This is a genomic window from Psychrobacter sp. Arc29, assembly GCF_041431175.1.
Classification (GTDB): Bacteria; Pseudomonadota; Gammaproteobacteria; order Pseudomonadales; family Moraxellaceae; genus Psychrobacter.
This window is the reverse complement of sequence record NZ_JASMRR010000013.1, coordinates 49,981-67,651: the sequence shown is the minus strand read 5'-3', so window position 1 is coordinate 67,651 and position 17,671 is coordinate 49,981. Positions and strand designations below refer to the sequence as shown.

Sequence of the window (17,671 nt, the reverse complement as noted above, 5' to 3'; positions counted from 1 at the left end):
CCTGTTTAATGTAAAAAGCCAAATACTCAGGGTATCTGGCTCATTAAAAAATCATCAATCTATTTTAGGACGGGACAGACATTTCATTCTTTAGCTTACTCTTTATAAGTCCTTGCGGTACTTAACCATGTCTGTCTGAGTGGCAATAGCATCATAGAGTTTACGAGCGGCGACGTTGCTGTCTTGTGTCGTCCAGTAGACGCGGTTACAGTCCTTATCCTTAGCGAAGGAGTATACATGTTCAATCAATGCACGTCCCACACCTTGACCACGGACATTGTCCGCGACATATAAATCTTCTAAGTAACAACACGCGTTAGTATTCCATGTGTTGGGATGCAGTACCACATGGGTAATGCCTACCAAAACATCATCCCTCCATGCCCCAAATCCATAAACAGAGACGTCATCATCAAGCAGATTGCGCCACGTCGTCTCCGTCGTGCTTGATGGCAAATTGGTCTCATAAAATGTCAGATAGCTTTGCCATAAGTGTGCCCAAAGATCGTGATCGGCGAGAGCGAGTGGCTTTATTTTCACAGGTGAATGGTTCATTTTTCATAAACTTAAGTCGTGAGTAATGCTGAATTATGCCTCAAAAGTACAGCACTTAGAACCCTTATCCCTATTTTTATCACTGCTTTATTTTACACAGGATTACACTTTGTCCGTGGCAAACAAACAGCAAAAATAACCACGGTTGATTATGCTAAAACCATAAAATTATTGGAAGAGTGTTTTTATGGGCAAAACAAATGAGCAGTCGACAACGCAGGATGTGCGCCATGACTATGAGCGTCTCGCACGCCGTGCCAATCTGCGCTATGTGAGTGACGATGAACCAGGTTATGAGCGTAGACGTTGGGGCCGCGGCTTTACTTATCGCGATGCAACGGGCAAAACAGTCAAAGACAAAGCATTACGTCAGCGTTTTGATGCATTGGTGATACCGCCTATGTGGTCAGAGGTATGGATATGCCAAGACGAAAAAGGCCATCTGCAATCGACAGGACGCGACGAAAAATCACGCAAGCAGTACTTGTATCATCCCTCGTGGAATAATATTCGTGACCAAGCCAAGTTTGATGCGATGATAGGCTTTGCAGAGGCGCTGCCCAATTTACGCGCGCAGGTCGAGACAGATTTGGAAGCAGAATCATTGTCACGCACCAATGTACTCGCTGCCGTTGTAAAGTTGCTCGAAACCACGTTGATTCGTATCGGTAACAGCCGCTATGCCAAGCAAAATAAAAGTTATGGTCTGAGTACGTTACGTAGTAAGCATGTCAGCGAAACGGATAACGGACTTGCGTTTGATTTTGTCGGAAAAAGCGCTAAAGAACACCACATTGAGCTGCAAGATGAGCGTTTGATTGATATCGTGCAGGCGTGCTCTGAGCTGCCGGGCTATCAAATATTCAAATACCTAGATGACAATGGGCATAAACAAGTCGTCGACAGTAGCGATATCAATAATTATTTGCGGATGCATACGTGCGGGATGGACTGCGAAAGCAAATTATATAGTGCAAAAGATTTTCGTACATGGATGGCAAGCGTGCTCGCGGCAAGTTATCTATACGACGAGCTGCAAACGACGGCAGGCGCTAGCATACTTGCCAGCGCACCAGAAAGCGCTGAGCGTCAGCAGCTGGTCACCGATATGGTAAAAAGCGTGGCGGCAGAGCTGGGCAATACGCCAACCGTATGCCGCGCATCGTATATTCACCCCATCATTATTGAGCGTTTTTTGGCAGGGCAATTTTATGATGACTATAAACAAGCACGCCGCGGTCGTACGAAAAAATACCAAAGCTGTGAAGAGAAAGCCTTACTAGGTTTTCTCAGTGCTGATCGTTAAATATCGATACTTGGGAAAGCACTTAAAAAGTAAATTAAGCATATGATTATAAAGGTTTTTTAATTTTACTAAGGACTATTTTATGATAAATAGTTATAGGTCATGCTTATTTATATAAAATAAAAATGATACGTTATGTATTGAAATAAGTATAAAAATGCGTTACTAATAGAGCATGTTAAATACGAAGATACTAAACGGTCTATAGGATGTGACCTTTTTACAACCATGAATATCATTTTATCTGCTATTGCTAAAGGATTAGCTTATGAACACCGCCTCTCAAACTCCTACCATCAATCATACAGATGCTTCAACGACACCAAAAAACTATACCGATTATTATAATAATTTTGATATGGATACATTGCTGTCAGAAATCTTTGGCGAGCATGTCGACGATCGCTTAAATGCCTATATGGCGTGCTGTGGTCGTCATGTTCGTGACGGCCGCGCTGATACTGCCGCATTGGTACACGAAGATACGGCAGGCAATGTCACGCGCATGAGCTTTGGTGAGCTTGATAAAGCCAGTGCGCAGGTTGCCAACTTACTACAGTCTTATGGCGTAAAAGCGGGAGACAAAGTCGCAACCATGCTGCCGCGTACACCTGAGCTACTGACCGTTGTATTGGCAACATGGCGCATCGGCGCGGTATATCAGCCGCTATTTACCGCGTTTGGCTATGACTCGATCAAATATCGCATGGACAAAGCCGATACCAAAGTCGTTTTTACCAATGTAGAAAACCGCAGCAAGTTTGATGATTTGGCCGCACAAACTAGAATGGTATTGGTCGGCAGTACTGAGGACGCTCAGACATGGGGTGACGATCATTATAGCCAGTCCATGGCAGCACAGTCGCAAACGATGGAACCCGTTACGCTCGATACGGACGCGCCATTCTTGCAAATGTTTACCTCAGGTACAGTCGGTAAGTCAAAAGGCGTGAGTGTGCCATTATCAGCGTTACCTGCATTTTATCTCTATATGCGTTATGCCATCGACCTACGCGCAGACGATCGATATTGGAACATGGCCGATCCCGGCTGGGCATATGGCTTATATTATGCCATCACAGGGCCACTGCTATTAGGTATCACGACTTATTTTAATGAAGCAGGCTTTGATGCAACCAATACGCGCGACTTTATGGTACGTCATCAGATTACCAACTTGGCCTCTTCACCAACGGCATTTCGTATGATGAAATCCAGCGGCGTGTTTGACCATAAAGACGGCAATGAAGATGACCTTGATACTAATGCCAAACTCGCTTTGCGCTGCGCGAACTCAGCAGGGGAGACATTGAATACCGAAGTCGTTAACTGGGTCGAGACCTATCTGGGCTGTCAGGTAAAAGATCAATATGGACAAACAGAAACTGGCATGACTTGCTGTGCGCATCATGCGTTGACGCACGAGTCTCCAGTAGGCTCGATGGGAATGGCATTGCCAGGTCATACGCTAGTGGTACTAGATGATGATATGAATGCACTACCAGATGGTGAACAGGGTCAGCTAGCAGTTGTCGTTAGTCAGTCACCTGCGTTTTATTTCCGTGGCTATAGCTGGAACGAGAAACAAGCCTTTGTAGATGACTACTATCTGACAGGTGATGTGGTTGAGCGTCATAGTGATGGCAGTTACTGGTTCTCAGGCCGTGATGATGACATCATTATTACCGCAGGTTACCGCGTAGGGCCCACTGATGTCGAAAATACCGTGCTAGAACATGAAGCTGTTGCAGAATCTGCGGCGGTAGGCGTGCCAGACGAAGTGCGTGGACATACGATCAAATCTTATGTGGTGTTAAAAGAGGGTATCGAAGGCAGTGAGCAAATCGCCAAAGAAATCCAAGAGTTGGTACGCAAACGTCTATCCACTCATGCCTATCCACGTGAGGTCGAATTTGTGACCGAATTACCAAAAACACCAAGTGGCAAGATTCAACGCTTTTTGCTACGTAGTTTATCTGCTGCGTAACTACCCAATAGAGTGTTTATAGATAATTCATAGAAAATAGCTAATAAAAAGTGAGGATTTAAAGGAATAATCATGCAAATTAAAGAAAACAGCTTTTTGGTCACGGGTGGTGCATCTGGTTTGGGCGAGTCAGTGGCTCGGGCGATTGTAGGTCAAGGTGGAAACGTTGTCATCGCTGATCTGAATGAATCAGCAGGGCAAGCACTGGTCGCTGAGCTGGGTGGTAGTGCTCGCTTTGTGCGCTGTGACATTACTAACGGCAATGAAGTGCAATCAGCGGTTGAGATGGCTGAAAACGCTTTCGGCGGTTTACAAGGCTCAATCAACTGTGCTGGTATCGTAGTGGTACAAAAGCTACTGGATCGTGATAATAATCCGGCAGACCTTGAGGCATTTAGCCGCGGGGTCAATGTCAATCTGGTCGGTTCATTTAACGTTGCCCGTTTGGTCGCGGCTAGCATCGCCAAGCGCATAGCGAATGATAGCAATGCAGGCGAGCATGTAGAAAAGAATGTAGATCAAGGCATTATTATTAATACAGCCTCTATCGCCGCCTTTGATGGTCAAGTAGGTCAAGCCAGCTATTCTTCTTCCAAGGCAGGCGTGGTTGGTCTGACCTTGCCGCTTGCTCGTGAGCTGGCACGGCATGGCATCCGCGTTATGACTATCGCACCAGGTGTCTTTGCTACGCCGATGATGGAGAGTATTCCTGAAAAGGCACGCGAGCAGCTGGAAGCAGGCGTGCCTTATCCTAAGCGTTTAGGCGCTCCCAATGAGTTTGCCAAATTGGTCACTCATATCATTGACAATGCTTATTTAAATGGTGAGGTGATCCGCTTAGATGGTGCGATTCGCATGTTATAACAGCACAGCGATTGATTCATTACTTTTGCACAAAATTTATCTACAGAATCTGACATAGTGTTTTGATACATATGATTAATGACGAAAAATTAATTATGAGGATCAAAGCCTATGTCATTTTTTTATAATAAATTTCACCCGTCAAATGAGCAGCGCATGTATTGGTTACTTATAGGCATTAGCCTTGTTGTTATTGTAAGCACCAGTGCTATTGCTTATGCAAAAAACTCCTCAGCATCCAAAAACTCCATTCCTGCCTCTATAGTCATTGATCGAGTCTTCGTCGACAAATCAGATCGTATCTTGAAATTGATGAGCGATGGTAAAATCATTATGTCGTATCGTATTGCCCTTGGGGGTAGTCCATCCGGACATAAGCAACAAGAAGGCGATCAGCGTACGCCCGTTGGGATTTATACCTTAGATTATAAAAACGAGAACTCTATTGCGCATCGTTCTATCCATATTAGCTATCCGAATGCTGCGGACAAGGCACGAGCGAAGTCGTTAGGGGTCAATCCGGGCGGCGATATTATGATTCATGGGCAAATGAATGGCTTTGGAGATTTGGGCTGGTTGAATCAAAGGCGAGATTGGACCGATGGTTGTATCGCGGTTACCAATGATGAGATGGATGAGATTATGGCAGCGGTGACACTTGGTACTCCTATTGAAATCGTGGAGTAGAATAGTCGGATTATGATTGGGTTTATGCTCAATAAGTGCATTGCTTATTACCGTATTCAATGGAGATTTCTCTTTAATCTACATCAATAAGATGACGTTTCCTATCTCCTAACTTCATTTAACTGGTATTAATAACCCGTTTAAATATTATTAATAATAAATATCATTGCCTTAAGTAAGGTTTTATTTGGTAATCGTCTTGAAATAGGTGTATATATACCTTATATAAGTGACAGATAACAGTGGGCACTAGACTAATAGAGTCCCTAGAAAGCTCACTGATAATACCAATTATAAAAGGATATAAACATGAGATTTGAGAAGTTTACGCAAAAACTGCAATCCGCCATTCAAGAAGCTCAGAGCCTAGCGTTAGGTCGTGATCATACAGGCATTGATCCTGTGCATTTGCTTGCGGTATTGCTACAAGATGAGTCTAATTTATCTATTTGCCAACAAGCAGGCGCTTCTATTCCAGCGCTAAAAAATGGCGTGGCCAAAGCACTAGATAACCAAGCGACGATTTCGGAGCCGACAGGTGACGTCAATCTAAATCCAAACTCGGTCAAAATCTTAAACTTGGCCGATCGTCAGGCACAAAAAGAAGGCGATGATTTTATCGCAACAGAATGGGTCATGTTGGCACTCGCCGAACAAGGCGAAACCAAAAAGATATTTGAAAGTGCTGGAGTGACAGCAAGCAAGCTCAGAGAGGTCATTGAGCAGCTGCGCGGCGACGATACAGTGAATAACCAAAACGCAGAAGATCAGCGTGATGCACTCAATAAGTACACGATTAATCTGACTGAGCAAGCAGAGCTTGGCAAGCTAGATCCAGTCATTGGTCGTGACGAAGAGATTCGCCGTACCATTCAGGTGCTGTCGCGCCGTACCAAAAATAACCCTGTACTCATTGGTGAGCCGGGCGTTGGTAAAACCGCCATCGTCGAAGGCTTGGCACAAAAAATCATCAATGGCGACGTACCAGAAGGTCTGCGCCGCAAAGAAGTGCTGTCGTTAGATTTGGGAGCGCTAATCGCTGGGGCAAAATTCCGCGGTGAGTTCGAAGAGCGACTCAAAAGCGTATTGAGCGACTTGGCTAAGCAAGAAGGCAATGTCATTCTGTTCATCGATGAGCTGCATACCATGGTTGGTGCAGGCAAGTCTGAAGGGGCGATGGACGCTGGCAATATGCTAAAACCTGCATTGGCACGTGGTGAGCTACACTGTGTCGGGGCGACAACGCTGGATGAATACCGTAAGTACATCGAAAAAGATGCGGCACTTGAGCGCCGTTTCCAAAAAGTACTGGTCGATGAGCCAACGGTCGAAGATACCATCGCGATATTACGTGGTCTAAAAGAGCGTTATGAGTTGCATCACGGCGTCGATATTCAAGACAGTGCCATTATCGCTGCTGCGCGCATGAGTCATCGCTATATCACTGACCGTAAGCTACCAGATAAAGCCATCGACTTGATTGACGAAGCGGCTAGTCGTCTGCGCATGGAGATGGACAGCAAACCTGAATCGTTAGGTAAGCTCGATAGTCGCCTCATTCAGTTAAAAATGCAGCGTGAAGTTCTCAAAAATGAAGAGGATGCCGGCGCGCAAGCCGAGCGTAAAGTGCTCGATGCGCAAATAGCAGAGTTAGAAAAAGAGTACGCTGATCTCAACGAGGTTTGGCAGGCAGAGAAGGCACTGGTCAAAGGCAGTCAACAGCTCAAAGACGAGCTAGATAAAGCCCGTATTGCCTATGACAAAGCCAGCCGCGAAGGCGATTATGAGACCATGAGTAAGCTACAATACGAAACCATTCCGCAGTTAGAACGACGTATTCATGAGTCTGATTTGGCTGAGCAAAAAGAGCAGACAGGTGAAGGTAACGGTGTCAAATTGCTACGTAATAAAGTCACCGACAATGAAATTGCAGAAGTGGTGGCAGCCGCGACTGGTATTCCAGTCAGTAAAATGATGCAAGGCGAGCGTGACAAGATGATTGCAATGGAAGAAAAGCTCCATGAGCGTGTCATCGGTCAAAATGAAGCGGTCGAATCGGTGGCCAATGCGGTACGTCGTAGCCGTGCAGGCTTGTCTGATCCCAATCGTCCTTCAGGCTCGTTTTTATTCTTAGGGCCTACAGGCGTTGGTAAAACCGAGCTGACAAAATCACTAGCAAACTTCTTGTTTGACTCTGAAGACGCAATCGTACGTATCGACATGAGTGAGTATATGGAAAAACACAGCGTTAGCCGCTTAGTTGGTGCGCCTCCAGGCTATGTCGGTTATGAAGAAGGCGGTACGTTGACGGAAGCGGTACGCCGTAAGCCATATAGCGTCATATTGTTCGATGAAGTAGAAAAGGCGCACCCTGATGTGTTCAATATCTTGCTGCAAGTATTGGATGATGGTCGCTTAACGGATTCGCAAGGTCGGGTGGTAGATTTCAAAAATACCGTCATTATCATGACCAGTAACTTGGGTTCGCATAAGATTCAAGAAATGGTTGGCGAGAGCTATGATGATATTAAAGCGGAAGTGATGGATTCGGTTGGGCAACATTTCCGTCCAGAGTTCGTCAACCGTATTGACGAGATCGTGGTCTTCCATCCGCTTGGTATGTCGCAGATGGCAGGTATTGCTGATATTCAATTGAATCGTTTACGTCAGCGTATCCAAGAGCGTGAGATGGATATTGAGCTATCAGCCGATGCGATGAATAAACTGGTTGCCGTCGGTTACGATCCTGTTTATGGTGCGCGTCCACTCAAACGTGCCATTCAGCAAGAGATCGAAAATCCATTGTCATTGAAGCTACTAGCGGGCGACTTTGTGGCAGGTGATATTATCAAAGTCGATGTGGGTGCCGACGACAAGCTAACTTTTGATAAGCTTAGAATGAGCTAATCACATTGGATTTGACGTCTTTATAGCCCAATTGTACGTTTAAAACAAACCCCTTATCTACAATCGTAGGTAAGGGGTTTTTATTTATAAGGCGCGTTTTACGTTACTGTTTTTTTACCATTTAAATATCTCTTAAATATCAAGACTATGCTATAAATAAATGGATGACTAATAAAATAAATGCTAATTGGATAGAAAGGACAAAACAATGACAACCCCTATTGAACGTGTAAGTCTGCCCTTAACATCGCCGTTGCTCATTGCGGCTTTATTGTTCAGCACATCAGCTTGCTCCAATCCTGCAACCGTCAATACCAGCAACAACGTGCCAGAACAGAAAGAGATGCAAACCTCTAAAGCAGATATGCAGACAAGTGATGCTCAAGTTAGCGCAGACAAGCCTGAGTTTACAACCAAAGCGGTCGCAACTTTTGATGAGCCTTGGGCTATGACAGCGTTACCCAATACAGATGGCAAAGCGCCCAAACTACTGGTGACACAAAAAACAGGGGAGCTGTTCATTGTAGATACGGCGACGGGTAGCAAGATACAAGTAGCAGGCGTCCCTAAAGTGGCCTACGGTGGTCAAGGTGGTTTGGGAGATATTATATTAGCGCCAGATTTTGCGACTTCGAATGCTGTATATATCAGCTATGCGGAAGCAGGAAAGGGAGGTGATAGTAATAAGTTTGGGGCAAAAGTAATCAAAGCGACGCTTGCAGGATTAGGCACAAATACGCCCACACTACAGGCCATCACGCCAATTTGGGAGCAATCTCCAAAAGTCACGGGGCAAGGTCACTACAGCCATCGCTTATTGTTTTCACCTGATGGACAGTATCTATATATCAGCTCAGGAGAACGCCAGAAAAAAGAGCCCGCACAAGATATGAGCATGAATCTAGGTAAGATTATTAGGTTGTATGCTGACGGCTCGGTGCCAAAGGACAATCCATTTGTCAATAATAGCAATGACATTGCCTCTCAGTTTTGGACAATGGGTAATCGCAATGTACTCGGCATGAGATTCGATGAAGGCGGCAGGCTTTGGGCAAACGAGATGGGGCCAAAGGGTGGTGATGAGTTTAATCTGATTGAGAAAGGGAAAAACTATGGTTGGCCAGTTGTCTCAAATGGTCGCAATTATTCAGGTACACCAATCCCAGACCATGACACTCGCCCTGAGTTCGAAATGCCGAAAATCACATGGACGCCCGTTATCTCACCGTCATCACTGAGTCTATATACGGCTGGTAGCCACAATAACTTTCCAGCATTGCAAGGTAATTTTTTAATCAGTGGTTTATCATCAAAAGCGCTTATTGTCGTAAGTGTCGATGAAGATGATGGTGCTACTGAACGCTATCGTTATGACATGGGTGAGCGTGTCCGCAGCGTGCTGGCAGTCGATGGGCAGGTCTGGGCATTGGAAGATGGTAATGGTGGACGATTACTCAGATTATTGCCTAAGTAACATCATGATAAAGCTGCTTTTAAACCTGTATTTATGCAGACATTTTAAAAAAACTATCAATCTTATTAGAATAAGTTAAAGGTTTTATCAAGTTTTATTTTGTAATTGATTGATAGTTAAAGCCTATTTTGTTAAGGTAATATTCCTTAAATTTTGAGACTTGCACATGGAAGAAGTAAAAGTAGGCAGATTAGGACCTTTTCCACGGGTGAGTAAACCCGTGTTTATTACATCGTCACTGTTGATCGTTGGATTTATTATTTTCGGTGCGCTTTTCACCGAAACAGCAGGGGCAGTTTTTAGTTTCTTACAGAATTTCATTACCGATAAGTTCGGTTGGTTATTTATTATCTTAGTGAATACAGCGCTCGGGCTTTGCATTTACTTAGGAATGAGTCGCTATGGTGATATTCGTTTAGGTAACCAAACGGAGCGACCGCAGTACAATCTGTTTTCTTGGATTGGTATGTTGTTCTCTGCGGGTATTGGTATTGGTCTCGTTTATTGGGGTACAGCGGAGCCGTTGTATCACTTTATGGCACCACCAATGGGCGAGGCCGAAACGGTTGAAGCCGCAAAGCAAGCGATGAATATCTCATTTATGCATTGGGGTCTACACGCTTGGGGTATCTATACGATTGTGGCACTGTCGTTAGCATATTTCCATTTTCGCCGCGGTTTGCCTTTATCGATTCGCTCAACCTTGTATCCTTTACTCGGCAAAAGAATTTATGGTCGCTGGGGGCATACGGTCGATATCTTGGCCGTGTTCGGTACGATGTTTGGTGTGGTCACCTCACTCGGGCTTGGAGTGATGCAGATCAATGCGGGACTTGAGAAACTATTTGGTACGCCGAATAGTCTCACTGTACAGTTCGGTTTGATAGCTTTCATCACAGCGCTTGCAGCCGCTTCCGTTATGATGGGTCTGGATAAAGGTATTAAGCGCCTTAGTGATATCAATATCGGTTTTACAATCGTTTTATTGGTATTCATGGTGGCTTTAGGGCCGACGCTCTTTATCTTTGATAGCTTTATCGAAAATATCGGTAACTATCTGACCGTGATCGTACCTTTAGGTACGTGGGGCGAGTCTTACAGTGGAACAGACTGGCAAAGTGCTTGGACGATATTTTATTGGGCATGGTGGGTGAGCTGGGCACCATTCGTTGGTATCTTTATTGCCCGTATCTCTCGTGGTCGTACCATCCGTGAGTTTACATTTGGGGTGCTATTAATCCCTATGCTTATTTTGTTTTTCTGGTTCACAACTTTTGGTGGCGTAGCTATTCACATGGAGCTGGCCTCTGCTGTGACAGGTATTAGCCCAGGATTGGTTGAAGCAGTACAAGCAGATACGGGTAGCGCAATCTTTAAGCTGGTTGAGTACTACCCACTAGCCAAACCGATTACGTTAATGATTGTTGTCATGATTATGCTTTGGTTTGTGACTTCATCAGATTCGGCCAGTTTTGTTATTGACATGCTGACTGCTGGTGGTGATACCAATCCACCAAAGATCCAGCGTTTGTTTTGGGCAACCACAGAAGGCATTATCGCTGCTATATTGTTAGCGGCTGGTGGATTGTCTGCTTTGCAGGCAGCTGCCATCGTAGCAGGATTGCCATTTGCTTTAGTGGTTTTCGTCATAATGTATGCGTTGTTGCGGGGTCTTAGCCGTGACCGTTTGATTCTATATCGAGCGCAGCAAAGTTTTATTACAGATGAATCAGCAGATCATAACTCTGCAGATGAGTTTGTTGATGAGCATTTACTCAAAGGCCCACCCAAGATTGTTAAGGGTGACTAAGCAGTAAAATCGTTATTTTAACCGTTGTTCTAATCGTTAATAAAAGCCCCAATTTATTGTTAAATTGGGGCTTTTTTGTGGCTATTCAAATATCTTTTTTGGAACGAAATATTCTTATGAATTAACTGCATTCGCCTTTTGTATAACCGATGGCCTCAGGTATATTGCAGGCTGAGCAGGCGTTACCAACGGTACGGTAGCTTATCACTGAGCCAACTTTCGTTTTCACACAGACAGGGTCATATTGCATGGTACACATGGTGCTCTCAGAGTGAGAGGTTGGACATTGGGTCAGCGCGTTTTCAAGCATTTGGCTATTATTGTTCGTGCTTGATTGAGCAGGCACAGTAGTGGGCGTAGTTGTATTAAGTGTAGAGCTACAAGCTGTCAATGCAAGTACCAATGACAATATAAGTGATGATGGTTTTAGTACTGATAGTCGTTTGGATAGGCTGTTTTGCATGATTACATTTCCTTATTAATGGCGTTCGATAGCGTCCTGCTATCGCTCGTGAGTATTATTGTGAGATCAATAAAGTGCTTAAGACATTATAATATCTAATCGATAGCTGTCTACTCAATCACTTTGCACAAAAAACCCAAGCTTAATTTAGCTTGGGTTTTTTGTGTACTTTATTTGCTACTCTCTCAATAAAAGAGTATCTAAACGGACAAGATTTACTTATTCAGCTGATTTGTCATCTTGGTTTAGCTGCACGTATTTATCAAAGTTCTGTGCATAATCTGTCAAGTTGTCGCTTAGCATCTGGCGATACTGTTTGACATAAAACTCGACGATATCGTCTTTTTCTTTGGCAAAATCATCGCCTTTCACGAAGCCAATTGAGGCAACGGAGGCACTATAGCGTGCGGCAGCATACAGCAAAGAAGCACCTACTTGTCCTGAATGGGCATCAGGGCCTAGCTGACTATTGGCGACACCGATAATGGCATCAGCGCGTTGGTAAAAGGCTTGCATTTCAGGGGTGATCTCAATGCTTGCATCCACATTGTTTTCTTGAATATTGTCTTGAGACATAAGCTGCTCCTAATAATAAGTGTCGATAATTTTAGTATATAAAGACGGTTTGTAAGTGATTCAACGTAATGACTCTTATAAACCAGCGTCTGCTTTTAAGATATCAGCTTTGTCTGTTTTTTCCCACGTAAAGGCAGTTTCTGAACCTTGACGACCAAAATGTCCAAAGGTAGCCGTCTGCTGATACATTGGTTGTAACAGGTTCAGCATACGAGTGATGCCATAAGGACGCAAATCAAAGTGAGTACGAATCAGGCGAATGATCTCATCGTTACTGATTTTGCTCGTACCAAAGGTGTTGACAGAGATAGACGTTGGCTCAGCAACCCCAATCGCGTAGCTCACTTGTACTTCACAGCGATCAGCAAGACCTGCTGCGACGATGTTTTTGGCCACATAACGTACTGCATAAGCTGCACTGCGATCTACTTTTGAAGGATCTTTACCACTGAAAGCGCCGCCGCCATGACGCGCCATACCGCCGTAAGTATCAACAATAATTTTGCGACCTGTCAAGCCCGCATCACCCACAGGACCACCAATGACAAACTTACCTGTTGGGTTAATATGATAGCGTGTACCTGCATGTAATAGGTCAGCCGGTAGCACTTGCTTGATGATAGACTCCATGATCGCTTCTTGCAGATCTGACTGCGAGATGCTCGGATCATGCTGCGTCGATAGGACAACGGCATCAATTGCAGATGGTGTATTACCTTCATATTTTAGAGTTACTTGCGCTTTGGCATCTGGACGGAGCCAAGGCAGCTCGCCTGCACGGCGCAGCTCAGACTGACGCTCCATCAAACGATGGGCATATTCAATAGGGGCTGGCATCAATACGTCCGTTTCATTACTGGCATAACCAAACATTAGACCTTGATCGCCTGCACCTTGCTCTTCAGGGTCATGACGATCGACACCTTGAGCAATTTCAGGAGACTGCTTACCCAGCATATTGATGACGGCACAAGTCTCGCCATCAAAACCCAAATCTGAGTGGTGATAACCAATACCATTGACCGTATCACGTACCAGACGCTCTAAATCGATATTGGCGGTAGTGGTAATCTCACCTGCAAGTATGACCGCGCCTGTTTTCACCAAGGTTTCGCAGGCCACACGTGCATGCAAATCTTCACGTAAGATAGCATCAAGGATAGCGTCTGATATTTGATCAGCCATTTTATCAGGATGGCCTTCGCTCACAGATTCTGAGGTAAATAAGTTGTATTCACGCATAATGGGGTCGCTTAATTGCAGGGACTGTAGTCGACAAACTCAGTCATTATTAAATGTATAAAAAATAAAAGACGAAAACGAATCAAAAAATTAGCATATTTTACCGTGTATCGAGGTAAAACTCTAGCAATGGATGGTGTTATGAGGTAACTGGTTATGGATTAAGGACGGTAGAAGTCATCAATATGACTATTTTTTGCCAACGGAATTCAGTGTGTTGTGCAACTTGATGGGCTGTATCGACGCCATGTCTATCAGCGATAAAACCAAGTGCCATATCCATGCCTGCACTAACCCCTGATGAGGTATAAAACTTACCATCGACCACCCAGCGTGCTTGCTTGACCCAATCAACTTGATTCGACTGAGAAACCACCCATTGCCATGCCAGTTTATTAGAAGTGGCCTGCTTGCCATCTAATACACCACTTTTTGCCAACAAAGCGCTACCAGTACAGACGCTCAGTACCCAATCAGCCTGATCAGCGAGGATTGTGAGCGTTTGCAAAAAAGAGAGGTCATAGACTAGCTGGCGCGTACCAAATCCACCTGGTACTAAGACAATATCCGTTTCATACGCTAACGCTGCGGTTGCAGTCGTTTGCATCGCCACGCCATGCTTGCTGTGAATAACACCACCAGCCATCGAGGCAAACTGAATGCGATAATGCTCAGGCAAGCTCCCAAACATCTCAACCGGTCCGAATAAATCTAAGGTTTCAAAATCGTCAAACACTAGCGCAGTAATCGTATGCATGTGGCATCCTTATTTGAAAGTATTTTTTATAAAGACAAGCCATCACGTTAAGGTCGCCTTGTCATTACAGCATCAACGCTCTATCTGTCCATAAAACCAAAACACACATTGCTCAAATGCCAAGCAGTCAATACTCAAACAGCAAATCGCCTGTGCTTATTATAATTCTAAAAACGTCGCCTTGTCTTTAAACATGCACTCTTCATAAACAGGGCATTCGCCGCATTTTGGTGTGCGTGCTTGGCAGGTATAGCGCCCGTGCAAAATAAGATAATGATGCGCATCAACGATAAATTCATCGGGTATACGCTCGACCAGTTTGTTTTCGACGATAAGTACATTTTTGCCAGTGGCGAGTCCAGTACGATTGCCCACGCGGAAAATATGCGTGTCGACCGCCATGGTTGGCTGACCAAAGGCAGTATTTAATACCACGTTGGCGGTTTTGCGCCCGACACCAGCTAATGATTCTAGATCTTTGCGGTTGTCAGGGACAGTGCTATCAAACTTTTCAATCAAATCGCGGCAAGTCTTGATGACATTTTTGGCTTTTGCATTATATAAGCCAATATTTTTGATATACGTCTTTAGGCCGTCTTCACCCAGTGCCAGTATGGTTTCAGGCGTGTTCGCCACGGGGTACAACTGCTGGGTGGCAATATTGACGCTCACATCAGTCGCTTGTGCAGATAAGATAACCGCGATAAGCAGCTCGAAATTACTGCCATAATTTAGCTCGGTGACTGGCTCGTCAATCGTCGCTGCCAACTTTTCAAAAAATGGACGTACATCGCGATTGGGCATTCTTCTAGAGGGCGGTGTATCCGCTGTTTTATGTTTGACCGTTTTACTCATGGTGTTTTAACTATTATTTTAGTGAGTGGTGTTGCAAAATTATATGCTAGCGATGGCATTTATATGAGTTATTAAAGTATCAATCACGTAATCAAAGCGTTACTTGTAATGATTCGAGCTCTGCTTGCAAGGCTTCAAGCTCCATTTGTTTTTTATCATTGGCGCGCACGCTGAGCTGCTTTTCTAGTTTTTTGATTTTGGTACGTAGCTTAGCCGCTGCAATGGTATTCTTTGCTTGTGCTTCGCTGATATTTAGCGATTGGCTCGCTGCATTGTTGAGCTTGGCCTCTACCATGCTGACCACAGGTTTGCTATTGCTGGTATCAGCCAATTGTTCTGTCACGCGTTTGAGATGCGTGTGGTAGCGCTGTCTTAAATCTTCTTGTTCAGCTACTCTCTCAAGGGGAGAAAGCTCGCGCTCAACAACAACCAAGTCGATACAATCAACAGGGCAGGGTGCGATACATAGCTCACAGCCTGTGCACAAATCGGTAAAAATCGTGTGCATATGCTTGCCAGTACCGACGATAGCATCCACTGGGCACGCTGGAATACATTTGGTGCAGCCGATACAGTCGTCTTCACGAATCACAGCACGAACCTCTGTTGGACGTCCTGATGTCATGTCTATCGGCCATTGTGATGGCGCGGCTGTCAGATGAGTATCTATTCCAATTGTCTGAGCAATCGCATCAGTCACGGGTTGACCGCCAGGCACACATTTATTGTACGGCTCACCCTCTAATACGATAGCAGCTGCATATGGCAGGCAACCATCTGGATGCTCACAAAGTCCGCATTGCGTTTGCGGCAGACAAGCATCAACGCGTGCAATTTTTTCTTGTACATCATTTGGTAGAGTGTCAATGTGCAGTGGCTTAAACAAGATCGGTAAGTTCGCCAAGCGTGTCTGTTCAGTACTTTGAGGATGAGTGTCGGTTTGGAACATGGTATTACTGGCCTTAGTATCGGTCATCATTAGCGATTGCCACTTATATCTGTCAGTGGCTAGGTAGATAAGTGACTATTGATTGCATATTTTATAGGCAAATTGTGGGTCTTTATACTGACGTTCTATGTCAAATAGTCAATGACCCAGCCGTGTTGATCGCTGTTGCGCTGCGAAGATTAACACATTTAAAGCCGTAAAACATCAGGGTCAAAAACCTAGTCGAAACGTTAAAGTATAAGTATAAGAGCAATGATATCGTGATGCATTTGTTCTAAAAACGGTGAGCGTTTGCGGAATGTCTACTTGCCAAAACGCTTGAGGATAAAATCAATCAATAGATGCATGCGATGCGGCATGTTATCACGGTCACGATAGAGCATCTGGCAGCCTCTGGGTTGGTTGTTCCAGTCAGGCAATACTTGTTGCAAACCACCTGATGTAATCAAAGGCTGTGCATCATAATCGGGGATGAAACCCAGACCAATACCATCCGCAATAGCCCCCGTTAGTAAACTAATATTATCAACTTTTAGACGTATATTGTTTGTTGGCTGATGCGTTTGTACTTCGCCCGTTGTATGATGCTGTAGATGCCAAGTAGACATAGGGGTGCATAATACCGTAGGGTAGCCTGCCAAATCATTGGGCGTTTGGATATCGGATACATCGATATCACTGGCTGCACAAATCATAAAGCGAATATTGGTCAGCTGTCGCCCAATCCAGTGATCGGCACTGTGTTCACCAATACGAAAAGCGATATCAATAGCTTGCGCGTCAATATCAATGGTTTGGTTGGACAGACGTAAATCTAAATGGATATCTGGATATTGCTTTAAAAAAGCATTAAAATGCGGCGCTAAAATATCACTACCAAAATTGACAGGGGCGCTGATTCTGATTGTACCTTTGGCCTCATTTTTATCTTGTAGTAAGCAACTAGCGACGTTTTCTAATTCATCAAACAGATGGGCGCTGCTTTTATAATACTGTTGTCCTGCATGGGTCAATTGCACACGGTGCGCGTCGCGATTGAGCAACCTAAGTGCCAGATCTGCTTCCAGTTTGGCAACGCGGCGGCTCAATGTCGATAGGGGCATGTCAAGCATTATAGAGGCTTGGCGAAAGCTGCCGTAGCGGACAACCGCGCAAAAACTGCGCATGTCATCGAGGGAGTAGTTAAATTTCATATTCGGAATCTATGCTCTCGTTATTGCTTGTTTATACCGTATTTAA

At 44.6% G+C, this 17,671-nt stretch carries 15 protein-coding genes; 7 read left to right on the top strand and 8 right to left on the bottom strand.

What is annotated here, in order from left to right:
- Positions 1-102: 102 nt before the first annotated feature.
- Complete coding sequence (locus QO189_RS13790; RefSeq protein ID WP_371533181.1) at positions 103-555, bottom strand: GNAT family N-acetyltransferase; 453 nt, start codon at positions 553-555, stop codon at positions 103-105.
- 187 nt (positions 556-742) lie between these two features.
- Between QO189_RS13790 and QO189_RS13785 the strand changes: the two genes are divergently transcribed.
- From QO189_RS13785 to QO189_RS13755, 7 genes are all read left to right on the top strand, one after another.
- Positions 743-1,861: a DNA topoisomerase IB gene (locus QO189_RS13785; protein WP_371533180.1), complete on the top strand. Its 1,119-nt coding sequence runs from the start codon at positions 743-745 to the stop codon at positions 1,859-1,861.
- 268 nt (positions 1,862-2,129) lie between these two features.
- The gene (locus tag QO189_RS13780) at positions 2,130-3,848 is read left to right on the top strand and encodes an AMP-binding protein (RefSeq protein WP_371533179.1); all 1,719 of its coding nucleotides are present in this window, start codon (positions 2,130-2,132) and stop codon (positions 3,846-3,848) included.
- Between the two features lie 72 nt (positions 3,849-3,920).
- On the top strand, positions 3,921-4,712 hold the full coding sequence (locus tag QO189_RS13775; protein WP_371533178.1) for an SDR family NAD(P)-dependent oxidoreductase: 792 nt from the start codon (positions 3,921-3,923) through the stop codon (positions 4,710-4,712).
- A 111-nt stretch (positions 4,713-4,823) separates the two neighbouring features.
- Positions 4,824-5,399 (top strand): murein L,D-transpeptidase family protein, encoded by a 576-nt coding sequence (locus QO189_RS13770; RefSeq protein WP_371533177.1) that lies wholly within the window; start codon positions 4,824-4,826, stop codon positions 5,397-5,399.
- A 309-nt stretch (positions 5,400-5,708) separates the two neighbouring features.
- Positions 5,709-8,306 (top strand): ATP-dependent chaperone ClpB, encoded by a 2,598-nt coding sequence (gene clpB, locus QO189_RS13765; RefSeq protein ID WP_371533176.1) that lies wholly within the window; start codon positions 5,709-5,711, stop codon positions 8,304-8,306.
- A gap of 208 nt (positions 8,307-8,514) precedes the next feature.
- Positions 8,515-9,780 carry a PQQ-dependent sugar dehydrogenase gene (locus QO189_RS13760; RefSeq protein WP_371533175.1) on the top strand — a complete coding sequence of 422 codons (1,266 nt, stop codon included), beginning with the start codon at positions 8,515-8,517 and terminating at the stop codon, positions 9,778-9,780.
- A 166-nt stretch (positions 9,781-9,946) separates the two neighbouring features.
- Entirely contained in the window at positions 9,947-11,590 is a 1,644-nt protein-coding gene (locus tag QO189_RS13755) for a BCCT family transporter (protein WP_371533174.1), read from the top strand.
- 121 nt (positions 11,591-11,711) lie between these two features.
- Here QO189_RS13755 and QO189_RS13750 read toward each other — a convergent pair whose 3' ends face one another.
- From QO189_RS13750 to QO189_RS13720, 7 genes are all read right to left on the bottom strand, one after another.
- Positions 11,712-12,053 (bottom strand): hypothetical protein, encoded by a 342-nt coding sequence (locus QO189_RS13750; protein ID WP_371533173.1) that lies wholly within the window; start codon positions 12,051-12,053, stop codon positions 11,712-11,714.
- 219 nt (positions 12,054-12,272) lie between these two features.
- Positions 12,273-12,629: a DUF3144 domain-containing protein gene (locus QO189_RS13745; RefSeq protein ID WP_371533172.1), complete on the bottom strand. Its 357-nt coding sequence runs from the start codon at positions 12,627-12,629 to the stop codon at positions 12,273-12,275.
- 75 nt (positions 12,630-12,704) lie between these two features.
- Complete coding sequence (gene metK / locus QO189_RS13740; protein ID WP_238037137.1) at positions 12,705-13,871, bottom strand: methionine adenosyltransferase; 1,167 nt, start codon at positions 13,869-13,871, stop codon at positions 12,705-12,707.
- A 154-nt stretch (positions 13,872-14,025) separates the two neighbouring features.
- A complete protein-coding gene (locus QO189_RS13735; protein ID WP_371533171.1) occupies positions 14,026-14,628 on the bottom strand; it encodes a DJ-1/PfpI family protein in 603 nt (200 codons plus the stop codon).
- Between the two features lie 159 nt (positions 14,629-14,787).
- Positions 14,788-15,483: an endonuclease III gene (gene nth, locus QO189_RS13730; RefSeq protein WP_371533170.1), complete on the bottom strand. Its 696-nt coding sequence runs from the start codon at positions 15,481-15,483 to the stop codon at positions 14,788-14,790.
- A 91-nt stretch (positions 15,484-15,574) separates the two neighbouring features.
- Entirely contained in the window at positions 15,575-16,432 is an 858-nt protein-coding gene (locus tag QO189_RS13725) for an RnfABCDGE type electron transport complex subunit B (RefSeq protein WP_371533182.1), read from the bottom strand.
- Positions 16,433-16,734: 302 nt separating this feature from the next.
- A complete protein-coding gene (locus tag QO189_RS13720) occupies positions 16,735-17,625 on the bottom strand; it encodes a LysR family transcriptional regulator (RefSeq protein WP_371533169.1) in 891 nt (296 codons plus the stop codon).
- Positions 17,626-17,671: the final 46 nt, after the last annotated feature.